Here is a 16,727-nt window from a genome sequence, read left to right as displayed (position 1 = left end):
GCCGGCGTTCTATTGACGGGCCTCGCGAGGCTCGTCAGTCTGAGACCAAACGGCTCACCGGCTGCTGTCAGGCGTGATGAATTATTCCGACCCATCCATCGTTGCATCTGCGGACGCTCCGTTCCTGAGCCTCGACGGTGTGCGCAAGACCTATCCCGGCGTCGTTGCGCTGGACGGATTCTCGATGGAGGTCAGGCCCGGCGAGGTCATCGGCCTGGTCGGCGAAAACGGCGCCGGCAAATCGACGCTGATGAAGATCCTCGGTGGCGTGACCAGGCCGGACACAGGCACCATCACCGTCGATGGCGTCGCCCATGACGGGCTGACTGTCGAGGCCAGCATCGGCTCGGGCATCGCTTTCGTCCACCAGGAACTCAACCTGTTCGAAAACCTCGACGTGGCCGCCAATATCTTCTTCGGCCGCGAACCGCTGCGCGCCGGGCCGCTCAAGCTCGTCGACCGCGCCAGGCTGCGAGCGCAGGCGGCGCCGCTGCTCAAACGCGTGGGCGCCAATTTCTCGGCCGATACGCCGGTGTCGGCGCTGTCGCTGGCGCAGCAGCAAATGGTCGAGATCGCCAAGGCGCTGTCGATCAAGGCACGGCTGGTTATCCTCGACGAACCGACCTCGAGCCTGCCGATCGCCGAAACCGACAAGCTGCTCGGTGTCATCAAGGCGCTGAAGGCAGACGGCATCAGTGTCATTTTCATCTCGCACCGCCTTCACGAGGTCGAGCGCGTCGCCGACCGCGTCGTCGTGCTCAGGGACGGAATGCTCGCCGGAACCTTGCCGAAGAGCGCCATCAATCACGACCAGATGGTCAAGCTGATGATCGGCCGCATGCTCAAGGAGCGCGAGAAGGCCGCAGAATCGGCGCGCCCGCCTGGCTCTGTCGCGCTGTCGGTCAAGGCCATTCGCACCGCCGCCTATCCTGACCGCCCCGTCGACCTCGACGTCAGGCATGGCGAGATCCTCGGCCTGGCCGGTCTCGTCGGCTCCGGCCGGACGGAACTGGCGCGCGTGCTGTTCGGCATCGACAGGAGCTTTGGCGGCTCGTTCCAGCTTGACGCAAAAGATCTGGTTCTTGGTTCGGCCGCCGACGCAGTGGCCAACGGTATTTTCCTCGTCCCGGAAGACCGCAAGCTGACTGGCATCCTGCTCGACCTGTCGATTGCCCAGAACATCTCGCTGCCCAATCTGCCGGCGCATTCGCGGCGCTCGCTGGTCTCGGCCAGCGCCGAGGCCGCCACCGCCGAAAAACAGAAGACCGATCTCGGCATCAGGGCGCCCTCCGTGCAGACGCGCACCGGCACGCTGTCGGGCGGCAACCAGCAAAAGGTCGTGCTGGCCAAATGGCTGGCGATGAAGCCGAAGGTGATGATCCTCGATGAGCCGACACGCGGTATCGATATCGGCGCCAAGGCCGAGATCTACGGGCTGATGCGGGCGCTGGCCGATGCCGGGGTCGCCGTGCTGATGATCTCCAGCGACATGGAGGAGGTGATCGGCGTTTCCGACCGCATTGCCGTCATGCATGAGGGCCAGATCTCCGGCATTCTCGACAAGGACCGGTTCAGCCAGGAAAACGTGCTGCTGCTGGCGGTCGGCAAGCAGCCGAAGTAATTCGCAGGCGTTGGGAGAAGACGATGAGCAAGAAAGATCTCGGCCTGCTGATCCTGATCCTGGTGGTCGGCGCGGTGGTGGCGATCATCAACCCGCGCTTCCTGCTGCCGATCAATCTCGCCAACACCTCGAACCTGATCGGGCTGTTCGGCATCCTGTCGATTGGCCAAGCCTTCGTCATCATCACCGGCGGCATCGAATTGTCGGTCGGCTCGGTGGTTGCGCTACTCGGTACGCTTTTCATCGATTTCATCGCCGTGCGGGAGATGGAGTGGCCGCTGGCCTTCGTGCTGATCATCGCGCTCGGCGCCATCATCGGCCTGATGCATGGCTGGCTGATCACCCGGCTGAAGTTGCAGCCGTTTGTCGTCACTCTCTGCGGCCTGCTGATCTATCGCGGCGTGGCGCGCTTCTACACTGCCGACGGCACCGCCGGCTTTGCCTTTGGGCAGAACTTCCCGGAACTCGAATTCCTGACGGCGGGGCGGTCCTGGGGCGTGCCGAACAGTTTCATCGCGCTGATCGTCATCGCCGTCGTCATGTGGGTGGTGCTGCACCGTTCGGTATTCGGGCGCTATCTCTACGCCATCGGCAAGAACGAGGAAGCGGCAAAATATTCCGGCATCCGCACCGGCCGCATCGTCATAGCCGCCTATGTCATCTGCGGCGTGCTGACGGCGCTGTCGGCTATCTATTTCGCCATGTACACACGCTCGATCTCGCCGGCGAGCCACGGCCAGTTCTACGAACTCTACGCCATCGCGGCAGCGGTGCTCGGCGGCTTCTCGCTGCGCGGCGGCGAAGGCTCGCTGATCGGCGTCCTGCTCGGCACGGTGCTGCTGCAGGAGCTGCAGAACCTCGTCAACCTGCTCGGCATCCCGTCCTCGCTCAACTTCGCCGTCATGGGCGGGGTGATCCTCATCGGCGTGCTGGTCGACCAGCAATGGGGCGTGTTCAGGGCGCGGCGGCGGATGCTGGAAGCTACCCGTAAGGGCGTGGCGGGTGCTGCCGCGGAATGACGCAAAAATAGCTGGATGAAATGCGCCGACTGCCATTGGCAGGCATCTCTCCATTTGGAACGAAACCCGTATCGAAGCGTTTATTTAAGCTTTGCTATGCGGAGGCGTCCCATGCCCACGAATCCAGTAAGTACCGCAAAGGTCGGAACTCACCCTCTCCACCCGATGCTGATACCTTTTCCTGTCGCGTTTCTTGTCGGTGCCTTTGTCACCGACCTGGTTTTCTGGGGAACTGCCGATGCTTTCTGGGCACGGGCATCGATGTGGCTGATCGGGGCAGCCATCGTAATGGCCCTTCTCGCCGCGACAGCCGGTTTTATCGACTTCCTCAACGAGCCGCGCATTCGCGCCTTGTCGGACGCCTGGTATCACATGCTGGGCAACCTGACCGCGGTCGTTGTGGCACTGATCAATTTTTATCTTCGCTATGCCCAAGGCGCCGAAGCCGCGGTCCGCCCATGGGGTGTGCTCTTGTCGTTCATAGTGGTCTGCATACTGCTGTTCACCGGCTGGAAGGGCTGGGAAATGGTGTATCGCCATCACGTTGCAGTTCTGGATACACCGGCGGATGCGCCAGTGAAGCCTTCGATAACCACTGCCGCGGATACTCGTCACGCTGGTCGGGACCGGCACGCCGCATGAGGCCATAATCCCGAAAAGGGGGTACCGGCTTCCAAAGATATTGGTTAGACAAGTAGCGCCCATACCGAATGCATCGGATGGGCGCTACTTTAGATAAGGCCCGACATGTCGGAGAAGGCCATGGCCTTGCGCAGCACCTCGGCGAAGCGCTCGCCGGCGGCTTCACGAGGGCCGCTATTGTCGATCGAGGTGACACCCGGTCCGGACAGCGCCACATTGGCACTGCGCGCCAGCCGTGCCAGCACTTCGCCGCGCGACTCGCGACCGCGCAATGCCAGCCGCTCGGCCAGGATATCCGGTGTAGCCGTGATCTCGACGACAGCCAGATTGGCGTAGCGCTCCCGCAGCGCAGGGATGATCGCGCGCGAGACGTTGGCGATCGCGACACGGCCGTTGGAGACCGACCAGTCGACTTCGGCCGGGATGCCGTAGTGCAGGCCATGCGCCTCCCAGGAAATGGCGAAGGCGCCATCCGCTTCGGCCTCGACAAAGGCAGCATCGGCGAGCGTATCGTGATCCTCGGTGGCCGCATCGCTCGGCCGGGTGATCACCCGGCGCACGAACTCCAGCCGGCTCTCGCCGGCAAACACCGCGCGCGCATAGCCGATCACCGTGTCCTTGCCGGCACCGCTCGGCCCGACGACGGCGACGAAGACACCGTCGCGGATCGGAAATCCCGCGGCGGACAATTCACGCTCGACCGATGCCGACACCATCATGCGACCCGGCGTCCCTGCCGCCAGACCGTGCGGACGACCGGGACATGGTCGTCGACGCGCACGCGAACCAGATCGGCGCGCCGGCCGGGCTCGATGACACCGCGATCGGTGAGGCCGACCGCCTCGGCCGGGTTCTTCGAAACCATGGCCACAGCCTGCGGCAGCGAGATACCTTCGACCACGTCGCCGAGGAAGAAGGCCGACTGGATCAGGCTGAACGGAATGTAGTCCGATGACAGTATATCGAGCAGGCCGTCGCCGGCCAGCGTGCGGGCCGAGACATTGCCCGAATGCGAAGCGCCGCGCATGACGTTCGGCGCGCCCATCAATACGCCGAGCCCTGCCTTTTTCGAAGCCCTCGCTGCCTCCTCGGTGGTCGGGAACTCGGCGACGCGCACACCTTGCTCGATCGCTTCGTCGACATGGCCGACGGTCGCGTCGTCATGGCTGGCGAGCACGATGCCGCGCTCATGACAAGCCGCGGCGATGAAGCTGCGGTTCGGGCTCGAGTTCCTCGCCGATTCAGCCATCCGCTTTTCGCAGAATTTCTGGAAATCGCGGTCCGTAAGCTTCAGCTTGCGCTGATAGTAGTAGGCGTAGGTCTCGAGATCGACGAATTGCCGCTGTCCCGGCGCATGGTCCATCAGCGACGCCAGCCTGACCCGCTCGTCACCGTCGAAATTGGCGAAGGCTGGAAGGCAGTCCGGCGCCGAAACCTCGCAGCGCAGATGGATGAAATGGTCGGCCCTGAGCCGGTCCTGCTGGACACTGTCCTCGATCGCGTCGGCCAGTTTGCGTATGTCGGCAGCCGTCAGGTCCGCATCCTCGTCCATGCCGACGCGCAAGGCGTCGAGCACGGTGGTGATGCCGGCGGTCGCCACCTGCGCGTCATGGGCGAGCACCGCGGCGATCGGGTTCCAGCGCACTTTCGGCCGTGGCGCGTAATGGCCTTCGAGATGATCGGTGTGGAGCTCGACCAGGCCAGGGATGATGAAGTCGCCGCCCATGTCCTCGCCGCTGCGGCCGGGTCCGGCATCAATGGCGGCGATCATGCCGTCGCGCAGCACGATCGACCCTTGGACGATCTGATCGGCGAGCACGATGCGGGCGTTGTCAAGAACAGTCTCGGCGGTCATTTCAAGCAGTCCTTGCAGGATTTTGCAGCCAACTGGAACCAAATGGCGTCGCACAAACGCGGTTAGAGCAAATAGTCATTAGGCAGTTCTTCTGGCCGGGCGGCGCCCGAGCGCGTGATGGGACAGCACCATGAACGGCGCGCCAGGTTCAGTTTCCACAAACAGCGTCAGCGCGTCCACCGGCACCGGCCTTTGCAGCACGCCCGCAAACAGGCTGTCGATTGCTAAGCGAAGACGAGGGCTTTCCTGTGACGAGACCCGGCCGGACAGCGTCATATGGAAGCGAAATGTCTCGAACACGTAGGGATAACCCCATTGGCAGAGATTGCGGAACTCGTCGGGCTTCAGCGAATCGGGGCTGCGCCGTTCGATCTCGGCTTCCGTCAACGGCGCGCGAAAGCGGTCGAAGTCGCGCACCACATCATCGGCGAAGCGGTTGAGCGACGGCAGCGGTGCTTCCGGCACCAGCGCGAAGAAGCCGTCGATCTGGCTGACGACTAGGCGCGGGATCGTAACCACCGGCGTCGCCTCGGCAAAATCGTCGAGTGCCGCGCGAAGCGAGGTTTCCGTCTCATTGGAGGCCAGTCGAAAGGGCGCCTTCAGCGTCGCATGAAAGCCATAGCGGCGCGCCGAAGCGGTATGGAAGGCAACTTCTGCCGCCGACAACTCGCCTACTGCCTCGACCGGCTTTGTGGCGGCACCGAATGGGTCGCGGCCGAGCCAGTTGGCGGCGGTCCGTGCCAGCGGTTCGTCCTGTCGGGGGGTGAAATAGATCGCGTAGCGCATCGAAAGTCCTCGTCAGCCCGCTGCCATAGGTGATTTCCATGACGAATTGACGAAGCTTTGCGGCGTTTTCGGTAACAAAACCACACAGCCGGGTCATTAGCCGACGATTTTTCGCTTGGACCAGCGGTTGGGGCGAAGGGGAAGTGGTCAGGCCTTCATCAGCCATTGGTGTTCGGGCGCGTTGTGGAATTTCCACGTCCGCTTCGGTCCGGCCATGACGTTGAGATAATAGAGATCATAGCCGTGGCAGGCTGCGCAGGGGTGATAACCCCTGGGCACCAGCACGACGTCGCCGTCCTCAATAGCCATCGCCTCGTCGAGCGAACGAGCACCGCTCTGGTCGGCGTCAGTGTAGACGCGCTGGAAAGCAAAGCCCTGCGGCGGGTTGAGGCGGTGGTAATAGGTTTCCTCGAGATAGGATTCAGCCGGCAGATTGTCCTGGTCGTGCTTGTGCGGCGGATAGCTCGATGTGTGACCGCCGGGTGTGATCACCTCGACCACCAGCAAGGAATCGGCCGGCTTGCCTTCCGGCAGGATGTTGGTGACATAGCGCGTGTTGGTGCCTTTGCCGCGAACCTCCTGGCCGAGATTGTCAGGTCCGATGACACGGACCGGCAGACCGCCGCCCAGTCCTGGCGCCGAGCAGACGGCAAGTTCGAGATCGGTATCGGCGCTCACCGACCACTCCGACCCCTGCGGCACATAGACCGACCAAGGCTTGCCTTCGAACGGCGACATGCGTTCGCCCAGCAGGCCGAGATCCTTGCCGCCGGCTTTGGCCTTGCCCTTGCCGGTGACGAACACCAGGCAGACCTCACGATCCGCGGTTTGCCCGGAAGCGCTCTCGCCGGGTCTGAGCCGATGCAGATCGAAGCCGACATAGGTCCAGCCGGCGTTTTGCGGCGTCACATGAGCGACGCGGCCGTGGCCCTTATTGGCTTTGATGAGCAGCTTAGACATGGTCATTCCTTCGGTTTGGCGTCCGCCGATGGCTTGTCCTCGTCAGCCGGCTTGTAGAGATAGAAGAATTGCCAGACGGCATAGCCGGCGAAGCCGAGCGCGATCACGCCCCAGAACGGCGTGCCGGTGGCGAATTCGATCACCGACCAGACCAGGCAGACCGCGACAACGGCAACGCGCCGCCACAGCGGCCGGAAAAACGGGTGCTCGGAGTCTTTCATCGGATCACCCCCGGCATCGGATCAGCCCTTCCTCGCGAGCCTCAAGCATTGGGAAAGCCTTGTGTCTCCACCGTATAGCCGGCCGCTGTCATCACCCGCATCAATTCCTTGTAGCCGACCTGCGCCATCTTGAGCGGCGGGTTCTTCTTCGGATCCTGCTCGGCCTCGACCACGAACCAGCCTTCATAGCCATGGTCGGCGAGCCTCTGGACGATGGCGCCAAAGTCCAGCGAGCCATCTCCCGGCACGGTGAAGGCACCAAGCGCCACCGCATCGAGAAAGGATTGCCTGCTACGATCCAGCTTGTTGATCACCTCCATGCGCACGTCTTTCACATGCACGTGGTTGATGCGCCGGTGGTGGTTATCAATAGCGCGCAGCACATCGCCCCCAGCAAACGCCAGGTGACCCGCGTCGAGCAGCAATGGAATGCCTTCTCCCGAATAGCGCATGAAGGCATCGAGGTCTGGCTCGGTCTCGACCACCGCCGCCATGTGATGGTGATAGGAGAGCGGCATGCCTTGCTCGGCACACCATTCGCCGAACTGCGTGACCTGCTTCGCGTAGGCTTTCATCTCATCGTCCGAAAGCCTGGGCTTGCTGGCGAGGGGTTTCGAGCGGTCGCCCTGGATGGAGCGGCCGACTTCGCCATAGACGATGCAGGGCGCATTCACCGCCTTGAACAGGTCGATCATCGGCTGGATACGATCCTTGTTTTTCGCCATGTCTTCATCGACCAGCGTCCCCGAGAACCAGCCGCCGCAAAGCGTCACGTCGGCCTCTTTCAGGATCGGCAGCATGACTTGCGGATCGTTGGGAAAGCGGCGGCCCATTTCCATGCCGGTAAAGCCAGCCGAGCGCGACTGGCGCAGGCACTCCTCCAGCGACACATCATCGCTGAGTTCGGCAAGATCGTCGTTCCACCATGCAATGGGGGACATGCCCAGTTTGGCTTTCAAGTCGTCACTCCAGTTTCGGACATTTCGAGGCGCGTTCGCGGATGGTTCAAAGAACCCGCCCGCTCAGCGCTTCCTCGTATTTCTTGCGCGCCGCATTCACTTGCGGCCGTGCCGAGACTTCCGGCACTGCGACATCCCACCAGCTTCCACCAGCCTCGGTCGAAACCAGCGGGTCGGTGTCGATGACCAGCACGGTCGTTCGCGTGTTCTTCTTCGCTTGCGCCAGCGCCGTTTCCAGCCCGGCGATCGATGGCACTTTTTCGGCAATCGCACCCATGCTCGCAGCATGCGCGGCGAAGTCGATCTCGGGCAAGGTTTCGTGACGGGCGTCCTTCAGCAGATTGTTGAAGTTGGCGCCGCCGGTCGCCATCTGCAGCCGGTTGATGCAGCCATAGCCGCGGTTGTCGAGCAGCACGATGGTCAGCTTGAGGCCGAGCATCACAGAGGTCGCGATCTCGGAGTTGAGCATCAGGTAGGAGCCGTCGCCGATCATCACGACTACCTCCTCGTCCGGCTTGGCCATCTTGACGCCGAGTCCGCCGGCGATTTCATAGCCCATTGTCGAGAACCCGTATTCTGCGTGGTAGGAGCCGGACGCACCCGCCTGCCAGAGCTTGTGCAACTCGCCGGGCAAGCCGCCGGCGGCATGGAGCAGTACCACGCCGGAGCCCATGGCGCGCTGTACGGCGCCGATCACCTGCGCGTCGGACGGATAGGCGGCATTGGTTGACGCAGTCACCTTGCCCGCCTCCGCCTGCCATTCCTTTTTGCCCTTGATCGCATTGTCGGTCCAGGCGGCAGGCGCCTTCCAGCCCTTCAGCGCCTCGCCGAGTTCGGCGAGCCCTTCCGCCGCATCGGCGACCAGCGGCAGCGCCTGGTGCTTTCCGGCGTCGAAGGGCTGGACGTTGAGCCCGATCATGGTCCTGCCGGCATTCTTGAACAGTGCCCAGGAGCCGGTGGTGAAGTCCTGCAGCCTGGTGCCGACGGCAAGCACGACGTCGGCCTCTTCGGCCAGCCTGTTGGCCGCCGAAGTGCCGGTGACGCCGACCGCCGCCATGTTCAGCGGATGATCGTCGGGCAGCGAGGATTTGCCGCCTTGCGTCTCGCAGACCGGAACGCCGGCGTCCTGCACCAGTCTGGCCAGTTCACCCGAGGCCTGCGAATAGAGTACGCCGCCGCCGGCAATCACCAATGGCTTCTTCGCCGCTTTAAGTGCTGCCACCGCGGCGGCCAACTCCTGGCGATCCGGACGCGGTCGCCGCTGATGCCAGATTCGTTCGGCAAAGAAGCTCTCGGGGTAGTTATACGCTTCTGCCTGCACGTCCTGGCACAGCGCCAGCGTCACCGGGCCGCACTCGGCGGGATCGGTCAGCACCTGCATGGCGCGGTTGAGCGCCGGCATGATCTGCTCCGGCCGGGTGATGCGGTCGAAATAGCGCGACACCGGCCGGAGGCAGTCATTGACGGTCGCCGTGCCGTCGGAGAAATCCTCGGCCTGCTGCAGGACAGGGTCGGGAATGCGATTGGCAAAGACGTCGCCGGGCAGAAACAGGACAGGCAACCTGTTTACATGCGCAAGCGCCGCAGCGGTCACCATGTTGAGCGCGCCGGGGCCGATCGAACTGGTCGCAGCCATGAAGCGGCGGCGGAAATTGGCTTTGGCATAGGCGATAGCCGCATGCGCCATTGCCTGCTCGTTATGGGCACGGAAGGTCGGCAGCTCGTCGCGAACCTGGTACAGCGCCTCACCGACGCCGGCGACATTGCCGTGGCCGAAGATCGCCCAGACGCCGCCAAAGATCGGCACCTTCCCCCCGTCCATCTCGGTCATCTGTCGAGCAAGAAAGCGGGTCAGAGCCTGCGCCATCGTCAGGCGGATTGTCTTGGTCATGTCGGTTCCTCCGCAGTCCTTATGCCGCGCCTTCTTATGCTGCTTTGCGGCCGCGCGCGGCAAGCCACGCCTCGGTCAGTCTCTCGAAGCGAGATGCCATGTCGGCAACCGCTTCATCGTCCGACATCTTGCCGGCAAGCCATTGTTCGGCCGCGTTGATGAAGATGGTGCGGCCGACGGCAAAGCCCTTGACGACGGGCGCCTTGGCAGTGGCGGCAAAGGCCGCTTCCAGCTCGTCCTGCGGCGCTTCCAAACCGAGCAGCACAATCCCGCGGCACCACGGATCGTTTTTCAGGATCACCGCCTCGATCTTTGCCCATGCGCCGTGCGATGCCTGCGGTTCGAGCTTCCACCAATCGGGCTTGATGCCGAGTGCGTAGAGTTCCTCGAGCGCGCGCGGGATGGTCATGTCGTCGAGCTTGCCGTGCTTGCCGGCGATGATCTCGACCAGGAGCTCTCGGCCCACTTTCCGCGCGGCCTCGAACAAAGCGCGCAGTTTCTGCTGCTGTTCGGTCTTCAGCTCCGCCGGATCATCGGGATGATAGAAGCACAGGCACTTGATGCAGTGGTCGACCGGCCATTCGGTCAGTTGCGAACCAATGTCTTGCGAGAACTCGAAGCGAAGCGGCCGCGAACCCGGCAACTCGACCGGCCGGCCGAGCCAGGTGAAGGAATGGTGGGCGAATTCGAACATCGCCTCGCGTCCGTATTTTTCGTCGAGCAGCATGCCATAGCCGGCGCGGCCGGCCGCGACTTTGGCCGCAGCCTTGACGGTCAGCACCTTGAAAGCCGGGATCCGCGACGGATCGGCGCCGGCTTTTGCCGCGACGTCCTCCAGCTGGACGCGGTGGTCGCAGGCGAACGCCATCAGCGAGGGGATGTCGCGCCGGCGCGTGGTCGCCCAATGGATGTGGTTGATCGCCTCGTCCTTGCGCAGCGCCAGGTGCTTGCTGCCGTTTTTCAGGAAGAACTGCAATTCCTCGAAAGTCGGGTATTCAGGTGCGCAGAGGAGCCGCGACACGGCAACTGCCCCGCAGGCATTGGCCCAGGTCGCCGCCGTCGCCAGGCTTTCCTCGCCGAGCCAGCCGCGCAGGAAGCCCGACATGAAGGCGTCGCCGGCGCCAAGCACATTGTAGACCTCGATAGGAAACCCCTTGCCGACGATACCGTCCTCGAGATCGTCGCTGATCGGCCCGTCATAGACAATGCAGCCCATGGCGCCGCGCTTCAGCACGATGGTTGCCGCCGACAGCGATCGGATGGTTTTCAGCGCGCTCAGGCAATCGTCTGCGCCCGACGCGATCATGATTTCCTCTTCGGTGCCGACGATGAGATCGCAGTCGGGCAGCACCGTCTTCAGCCGCGCCGAGACGCGGTCGGATTTCACATAGCGCTCGAAACCTTCGGCGTGGCCGGCGAGACCCCAGAGGTTGGGGCGGTAGTCGATGTCGAACACCACCTTGCCGCCTTTGGCTTTCATGACACGGATCGCCTTGCGCTGGGCGGCGTCGCTGTTGGGTCGTGAAAAATGCGTGCCGGTGACGACGACCGCGCGTGCCGAAGCGATAAACGCCTCATCGATGTCGTCTTCCGAAAGTGCCATGTCGGCGCAATCGCTGCGATAGAAGATCATCGGCGAGACGCCTTCATCCTCGACCGACAGCAGCACCAGGGCGGTCAGCCGCTCCGGATCGGCCTTGAGGCCTTGGACCGAAACGCCCTCGCGGGTCAGCTGCTCGCGGATGAAGCGGCCCATCTGCTCATTGCCGACGCGGGTGAGCAGCGCCGAACGCAGGCCTAGTCTGGCAGTGCCGACTGCGATATTGGCCGGACAGCCGCCGACCGACTTGGCGAAGGAAGTAATGTCCTCAAGGCGCGAGCCGATCTGCTGGCCGTAGAGATCGACGGAAGCGCGGCCGATCGTGATGATGTCGAGCGGCGAATATTTCGCTTCCACGGCCTCGCCCATTCGAACCTCCCATCGGCTTTGTTGTCTTGGGTAACACGCGCGAGCGGCAGCGTGGCGCCAGCAATATGAAATAATAATTCCAATCCATAGTCAATATGGAACGAGCATTCCCAAGCTGAAAAGTGCTGTGCAAGGCTCGCGCGTTCAGAAACTTTGAAGTCAGACGAACGTCAAGTGTCTACCACTGAGACCAGCTGATTTACCAAGGAAGTGGGCCATCATCGTTGAAGTACCCGGCGGTCGGGCCATCGGCGTCCAAGGTCGCCAGGTGAATGACGATCTCGGCCGCCTGCTGCACCGTGCGGTGACCTTTATAGCCGTTGAGATCGGTGGCAGTGTAGCCGGGCGCGGCGGCGTTGACCTTGATGCCTTGCGGTGCGAGCTCCCTGGCGAAGGCCACCGTGATGGCGTTTAACGCCGTCTTGGAGCTGCCGTAGCCCATCATATTGACGGCGTGGTTCGCGGTGGCGGGATCCAGCGCCCGGCCGATGGAGCCGGTGGAGCTGCTCACCATCACGATCCGGGCAGCAGGTGCTGCCAGCAACAGCGGCAGGAATGCCTGGGTCACGCGGATCGGGCCGAAGACATTGACGTCGTAGGTGGCCTGGATATCGGCGATCCGCTGCTGGCTCGGCGGCAGGTCGTAGTTGATGGCGACGCCGGCGTTGTTCACCAGCACGTCAAGGCGGGGGCTGGCCTGCCCGAACGCCTCGGCTGCCGCCTTCACACTGTCATCCCGCGTGACGTCCAGCTCAAGCCACTCTACGTCGTGGCCTTCGGCACGCAATGCCTGCGCCGCCGCCATGCCGCGTTCGGCGCTCCTGGCTCCGAGCCAGACCTTGAAGCCCATGGTCGCCATTCGCCGGGCGATTTCACGGCCTATACCCTTGTTGGCGCCGGTCACCAGCGCAGTTTTCGATGTCGTCATATCGTGTCTCCATGTTTGCTGTCGAAGACCCACAAATGGCGCGAGGCAGCGGGCGCCGCGCGCCGGAAACTCTCCAGCTCTTGCCTAATCCTCTCACGCTGTTGCGCGGCCGGTGCGAATGCGCGATGCTGGCGCAATGAGCGAGGCGCTGCAGGAGTTGATCGAAATCGCCGGCCGCCATGCGCGCGGGCGAAGAATAAGAACGGCGATTCCCGGCGTTTCGATCGGCCGCAGCGAAGTCGCGACGGCGCCATTGCCGGGTGTGTGGGGGTCGGGGGTCTTATTCGTAGTGCAGGGCGCGAAGACGGTTCTGATCGGCGACCGGGCTCTTCGTTACGACCCAGCCAGCTATTTCATCTACACTGTCGAGACGCCCAGCATCAGTCAGATAGTCGAAGCGAGCGCGGCACGTCCTTATCTGGCCATTGGCTTGACCCTTGACCTGCAGGCTGTCGCCGCGCTCCTCGTTGAGCACGGGCCGGTCCTCGGCGGCGACAGGTTCTCCACCTCTCCCGTTGATGACGACCTGCTCGACGCGTTGCGTCGAATGCTGCGGCTGCTTGACCGGCCAGCGGAGATTCCCGTGCTTGCGGCCATGCTCGAGCGGGAGATGCTGTTTCGGCTCCTGCAAGGCCCGCAAGGCGAAAAGCTTCGTGAACTTGCGCGCGCCGACGGCCATCTGTCCCGGATTGGCCAGGCGATCGCCTGGATCCGCTCGCATCCCCATCAGCCGGTCCGGGTCGGGGATCTGGCCGAAATCGCCCATATGAGTAGTGCTGCGTTCTATCGTCACTTCAAGGCGGCGACGGCCTTGAGCCCAATCCAGTATCAAAAGCAAATCCGCTTGCTGGAAGCCCGCCATCTGCTGATTGCCCAGCCGGGCAACGTGGCGCGTGTCGCCTTCGCTGTCGGCTATGAGAGTGCTTCCCAGTTCAGCCGGGAGTATGCCCGCCAGTTCGGATCGCCGCCTGCCCGCGACGCAGCGCGGCTTTTGGCAGGAGGCGAAACGGCAATAGAGGTGCTCTAAGGCTTGCGCTTCTTTCCGCTATCGCGCCGCTTCTCGCCGACCGCGACAGTCAGCGCCATGGCCAAGGCCATCGTCGCCGACAGCGAGCGGAAGCCGGCGAAATCGGCCTCGGCGACCTCGAACCAGACCCTGGCGAACTGGGCGAGCGGCGAAAAGGAGGAGTCGGTAATCGCCACGATCGGCACGCCTTGTTCCGAAATGACGCGCGCCTCCTCGATGGTGGCCGGGGCATAGGGTGAAAAGCTTATGGCGATGACGGCGTCCCTTGGAGAGGCAAAGCCGATCATCTCCGCATTGAGGCCGGCGGCCGATTCGATCAGCTGGTTGCGGATCTTGAGCTTGCCCAATGCGTAGGCGATGTAGGAGGCGACCGGGTAGGAGCGCCGCTTGGCCAGCACGTAAATGGTTTCGGCCTTGGCCAGCAAGGCGATCGCATCTTCGAAATGGTCTTCATTCAGCGTGCGCGAAATGTCGTTGAGCGAGGTGCTGGCTGCGGCAACAAAACCGTCGAAAATCGCGCGGTGGCCGGCGCCTTCCTCGGCCTTGGCGCGCAATGCCGCCAGCCTTTCATCATAGGACGAGTTGCGCTCGCGCAGACGCTCGCGAAACACCAACTGCAGGCTGGTGAAACCATCAAAACCAAGCTGCTGGGCAAAGCGGATCAGCGTCGAAGGCTGGACACCGGCGGAAGCGGCGATGCTGGCGGCGGTGCCGAAGGCGATATCGTCTGGGTTGTCGAGCGCATAGGCGGCGATCTGGGCGATACGTTTCGGCAGGCTCTGGCGCCGCTCCAGGATCGTCGCCCGCAGCGTCTCGAAATCGCGCGGCACCCGTTCGTCCATCGTCGCTCCGCCCAGGCTCATCGTCTGGTTCCCTCTGTGCCCCATCATAGCGGGCCTGTGCAAGAACACCATAAAAAATGAGACAAGCGTTCCATCTGCAGACAAAATGGACTAATTCATCCACACAAACTTTGCACACACACAGGGAGGCAAGCGGATGGTCGGGGTAGGTCTTATCGGCACGGGCTTCATGGGCAAGTGCCACGCCATTGCCTGGAACGCGGTCGGCACCGTTTTTCCCGATGTGGATAAGCCAAGGCTGGTTCATCTGGGCGAGGTCAACGAGGACCTTGCAAAACGCCGTGCCAGCGAATTCGGCTTCGCCAAGGCCTCCGGTGACTGGCGCGCGGTGGTCGACGATCCCGACGTCGATGTGATCTCGCTGACCACGCCGAACCAGTTCCACCCGGAAATGGCCATCGCCATCCTCGAAGCCGGGAAGCATCTGTGGTGTGAAAAACCGATGGCGCCGAGTTTTGCGGAGGCGCAAGCAATGGCTGCGGCAGCCCAAAAGTCCGGCAAAGTCGCCGCGCTCGGCTATAACTACATCCAGAACCCCGCAATCCGCCATATCGGCGCGCTGCTCGACGAGAAGATCATCGGCGAGGTCAACCATCTGCGCATCGAGATGGACGAGGACTTCATGGCCGATCCGGAGGCGCTGTTCTTCTGGAAGCACGAGGCGGCGTCCGGTTACGGCGCGCTCGACGATTTCGCCGTGCATCCGCTTTCGCTCATCGCCGTGCTGTTCGGCCGCGTTGCCCGCGTCATGTGCGACATGGCCAAACCCTATGCCGAACGCCGCGTCGCCTCTGGCGGGCGCCGCGCGGTCGAAACCTACGACATCGCCAGTATCCTGATGCATCTCGAAAACGGCATCGCCGGCACGCTGCTCGTCAACCGTTCGGCCTGGGGCCGCAAAGGCCGGATCGCCATCCAGATTTTTGGCTCGAAGGGCTCGATCCTGTACGATCAGGAGCGGATGAATGAGTTCCAGCTCTATCTGACAGCCGACCGGCCGACCGAGCAAGGCTATCGCACCATCCTGGTAGCGCCGCACCACAAGCCCTACGACGCCTTCCTGCCGGCACCCGGCCACGGGCTTGGCTTCAACGACCTCAAGATCATCGAATGCAGGGAACTTTTGACGCGGCTGGCCGGCAAGCCGGCGCGCATCATCGACTTCGACGAAGGCCTGGAGATCGAGCGCACTGTGCACGCGATGGCCAGGTCGTTCAGTGAGAGCCGCTGGGAGGACGTGAGATAGCCCCTCCCCCGGCATCCGCTTCACAGTGGCCGCTTCAGCCGCCTGCGGCTGAGGTGTCCGTTTCCCACCCGTTCACCCAGACCTGCCGCAAACCGTCGCCTTCACCCTTGAACCATAGTCCCGTCGCCTGGCAATCCTCGATCCGGTCGCTGCGGAAATTGCGGATTGCCTGGCGCAGCTCGCACCAGGCAACGATGTTGGCGGTTTCGGAGTAGTAGATGAGGGCGATCGGACAGATGATGCGGTCGGTGGCTCGGCCCAGTTCGTCGCGGTAGGAAAGGTCCAGCTTGGCCTCGTCGCGGATGGCACGGCGCACCAACGCCAGATCGACCGCGGAGGCCGATGGCGCGGCAAAACCCCATGCATGCAACTGATTGGCGTCGAGCGTTTGGCGCAAAGGCGGCGGCACCGCGCCGGCGATCTTGGCGCTGACGCGCTTGGCCGCCTGCTTGAGCTCGCTGTCGCCCGTGCGTTCGAGCAGCGCGAGAGACAGTACGATCGCCTCCATCTCCTCGATCGAAAACATCAACGGCGGCAAGTCGAAGCCAGGACGCAGTATGTAGCCGATGCCGCGCCCGCCCTCGATCGGCACGCGCATCGCCTGCAGCGCGGCAATGTCGCGATAGACCGAGCGCACCGTCACCTCCAGCCGCTCGGCGATCATTGCCGCCGTCACCGGTTTCCTCGCCAGCCGCAGGATCTGGATAATCTCGAACAGACGCGACGCCTTGCGCATTCCC

16 protein-coding genes are annotated in these 16,727 nt (G+C 63.2%); 5 read left to right on the top strand and 11 right to left on the bottom strand.

The features are described from left to right. Positions 1–76: 76 nt before the first annotated feature. From NKJ84_RS07790 to NKJ84_RS07780, 3 genes are all read left to right on the top strand, one after another. Complete coding sequence (locus tag NKJ84_RS07790) at positions 77–1,621, top strand: sugar ABC transporter ATP-binding protein (RefSeq protein WP_352506000.1); 1,545 nt, start codon at positions 77–79, stop codon at positions 1,619–1,621. Between the two features lie 23 nt (positions 1,622–1,644). Continuing rightward, positions 1,645–2,640 (top strand): ABC transporter permease, encoded by a 996-nt coding sequence (locus NKJ84_RS07785; RefSeq protein WP_254815901.1) that lies wholly within the window; start codon positions 1,645–1,647, stop codon positions 2,638–2,640. Between the two features lie 111 nt (positions 2,641–2,751). Next, positions 2,752–3,282, top strand: coding sequence for a DUF2231 domain-containing protein (locus NKJ84_RS07780; protein ID WP_352505999.1), 531 nt, complete (start codon positions 2,752–2,754; stop codon positions 3,280–3,282). A gap of 89 nt (positions 3,283–3,371) precedes the next feature. On the opposite strand, the gene phnN is transcribed toward NKJ84_RS07780, so the two are convergent. The 9 genes from phnN to NKJ84_RS07735 form a co-directional block, all read right to left on the bottom strand. Continuing rightward, complete coding sequence (gene phnN / locus NKJ84_RS07775; RefSeq protein WP_352477063.1) at positions 3,372–4,001, bottom strand: phosphonate metabolism protein/1,5-bisphosphokinase (PRPP-forming) PhnN; 630 nt, start codon at positions 3,999–4,001, stop codon at positions 3,372–3,374. Next, positions 3,998–5,137, bottom strand: coding sequence for an alpha-D-ribose 1-methylphosphonate 5-triphosphate diphosphatase (locus NKJ84_RS07770; RefSeq protein WP_352505998.1), 1,140 nt, complete (start codon positions 5,135–5,137; stop codon positions 3,998–4,000). Before NKJ84_RS07770 ends, phnN begins: the two co-directional genes overlap by 4 nt. 78 nt (positions 5,138–5,215) lie before the next feature. Further along, the gene (locus NKJ84_RS07765) at positions 5,216–5,923 is read right to left on the bottom strand and encodes a DUF1045 domain-containing protein (protein WP_352505997.1); all 708 of its coding nucleotides are present in this window, start codon (positions 5,921–5,923) and stop codon (positions 5,216–5,218) included. A 147-nt stretch (positions 5,924–6,070) separates the two neighbouring features. Next, positions 6,071–6,883, bottom strand: coding sequence for a 5-deoxy-glucuronate isomerase (gene iolB / locus NKJ84_RS07760; RefSeq protein ID WP_352505996.1), 813 nt, complete (start codon positions 6,881–6,883; stop codon positions 6,071–6,073). Between the two features lie 2 nt (positions 6,884–6,885). After that, on the bottom strand, positions 6,886–7,104 hold the full coding sequence (locus tag NKJ84_RS07755; RefSeq protein ID WP_254815905.1) for a DUF3329 domain-containing protein: 219 nt from the start codon (positions 7,102–7,104) through the stop codon (positions 6,886–6,888). A gap of 41 nt (positions 7,105–7,145) precedes the next feature. Continuing rightward, complete coding sequence (gene iolE, locus NKJ84_RS07750; RefSeq protein WP_352505995.1) at positions 7,146–8,063, bottom strand: myo-inosose-2 dehydratase; 918 nt, start codon at positions 8,061–8,063, stop codon at positions 7,146–7,148. A gap of 46 nt (positions 8,064–8,109) precedes the next feature. Beyond that, positions 8,110–9,954 (bottom strand): 3D-(3,5/4)-trihydroxycyclohexane-1,2-dione acylhydrolase (decyclizing), encoded by a 1,845-nt coding sequence (iolD, locus tag NKJ84_RS07745; RefSeq protein WP_352505994.1) that lies wholly within the window; start codon positions 9,952–9,954, stop codon positions 8,110–8,112. 34 nt (positions 9,955–9,988) lie between these two features. Further along, entirely contained in the window at positions 9,989–11,923 is a 1,935-nt protein-coding gene (locus NKJ84_RS07740) for a bifunctional 5-dehydro-2-deoxygluconokinase/5-dehydro-2-deoxyphosphogluconate aldolase (protein ID WP_352505993.1), read from the bottom strand. A 199-nt stretch (positions 11,924–12,122) separates the two neighbouring features. Further along, positions 12,123–12,851: an SDR family oxidoreductase gene (locus NKJ84_RS07735; protein ID WP_352505992.1), complete on the bottom strand. Its 729-nt coding sequence runs from the start codon at positions 12,849–12,851 to the stop codon at positions 12,123–12,125. Between the two features lie 136 nt (positions 12,852–12,987). Here NKJ84_RS07735 and NKJ84_RS07730 point away from each other — a divergent pair, with 136 nt between their 5' ends. Further along, positions 12,988–13,878 carry an AraC family transcriptional regulator gene (locus NKJ84_RS07730; RefSeq protein WP_352505991.1) on the top strand — a complete coding sequence of 297 codons (891 nt, stop codon included), beginning with the start codon at positions 12,988–12,990 and terminating at the stop codon, positions 13,876–13,878. Here NKJ84_RS07730 and NKJ84_RS07725 read toward each other — a convergent pair. Beyond that, positions 13,875–14,720, bottom strand: a complete 846-nt coding sequence (locus NKJ84_RS07725) for a MurR/RpiR family transcriptional regulator (RefSeq protein WP_352506061.1) — start codon at positions 14,718–14,720, stop codon at positions 13,875–13,877. The two genes, NKJ84_RS07730 and NKJ84_RS07725, sit on opposite strands and share 4 nt — an antisense overlap. 157 nt (positions 14,721–14,877) lie before the next feature. On the opposite strand from NKJ84_RS07725, the gene NKJ84_RS07720 reads away from it, so the two are divergent. Further along, complete coding sequence (locus NKJ84_RS07720; RefSeq protein ID WP_352505990.1) at positions 14,878–15,987, top strand: Gfo/Idh/MocA family protein; 1,110 nt, start codon at positions 14,878–14,880, stop codon at positions 15,985–15,987. 34 nt (positions 15,988–16,021) lie between these two features. Here NKJ84_RS07720 and NKJ84_RS07715 read toward each other — a convergent pair whose 3' ends face one another. Next, on the bottom strand, positions 16,022–16,723 hold the full coding sequence (locus NKJ84_RS07715) for a helix-turn-helix transcriptional regulator (protein WP_352505989.1): 702 nt from the start codon (positions 16,721–16,723) through the stop codon (positions 16,022–16,024). Positions 16,724–16,727: the final 4 nt, after the last annotated feature.

The sequence above is a fragment of the Mesorhizobium sp. M0048 genome (genome assembly GCF_040323405.1).
Lineage (GTDB): Bacteria > Pseudomonadota > Alphaproteobacteria > Rhizobiales > Rhizobiaceae > Mesorhizobium.
The sequence above is the reverse complement of the archived record's forward strand: the minus strand, read 5'-3'. Positions and strand labels throughout refer to the sequence as shown.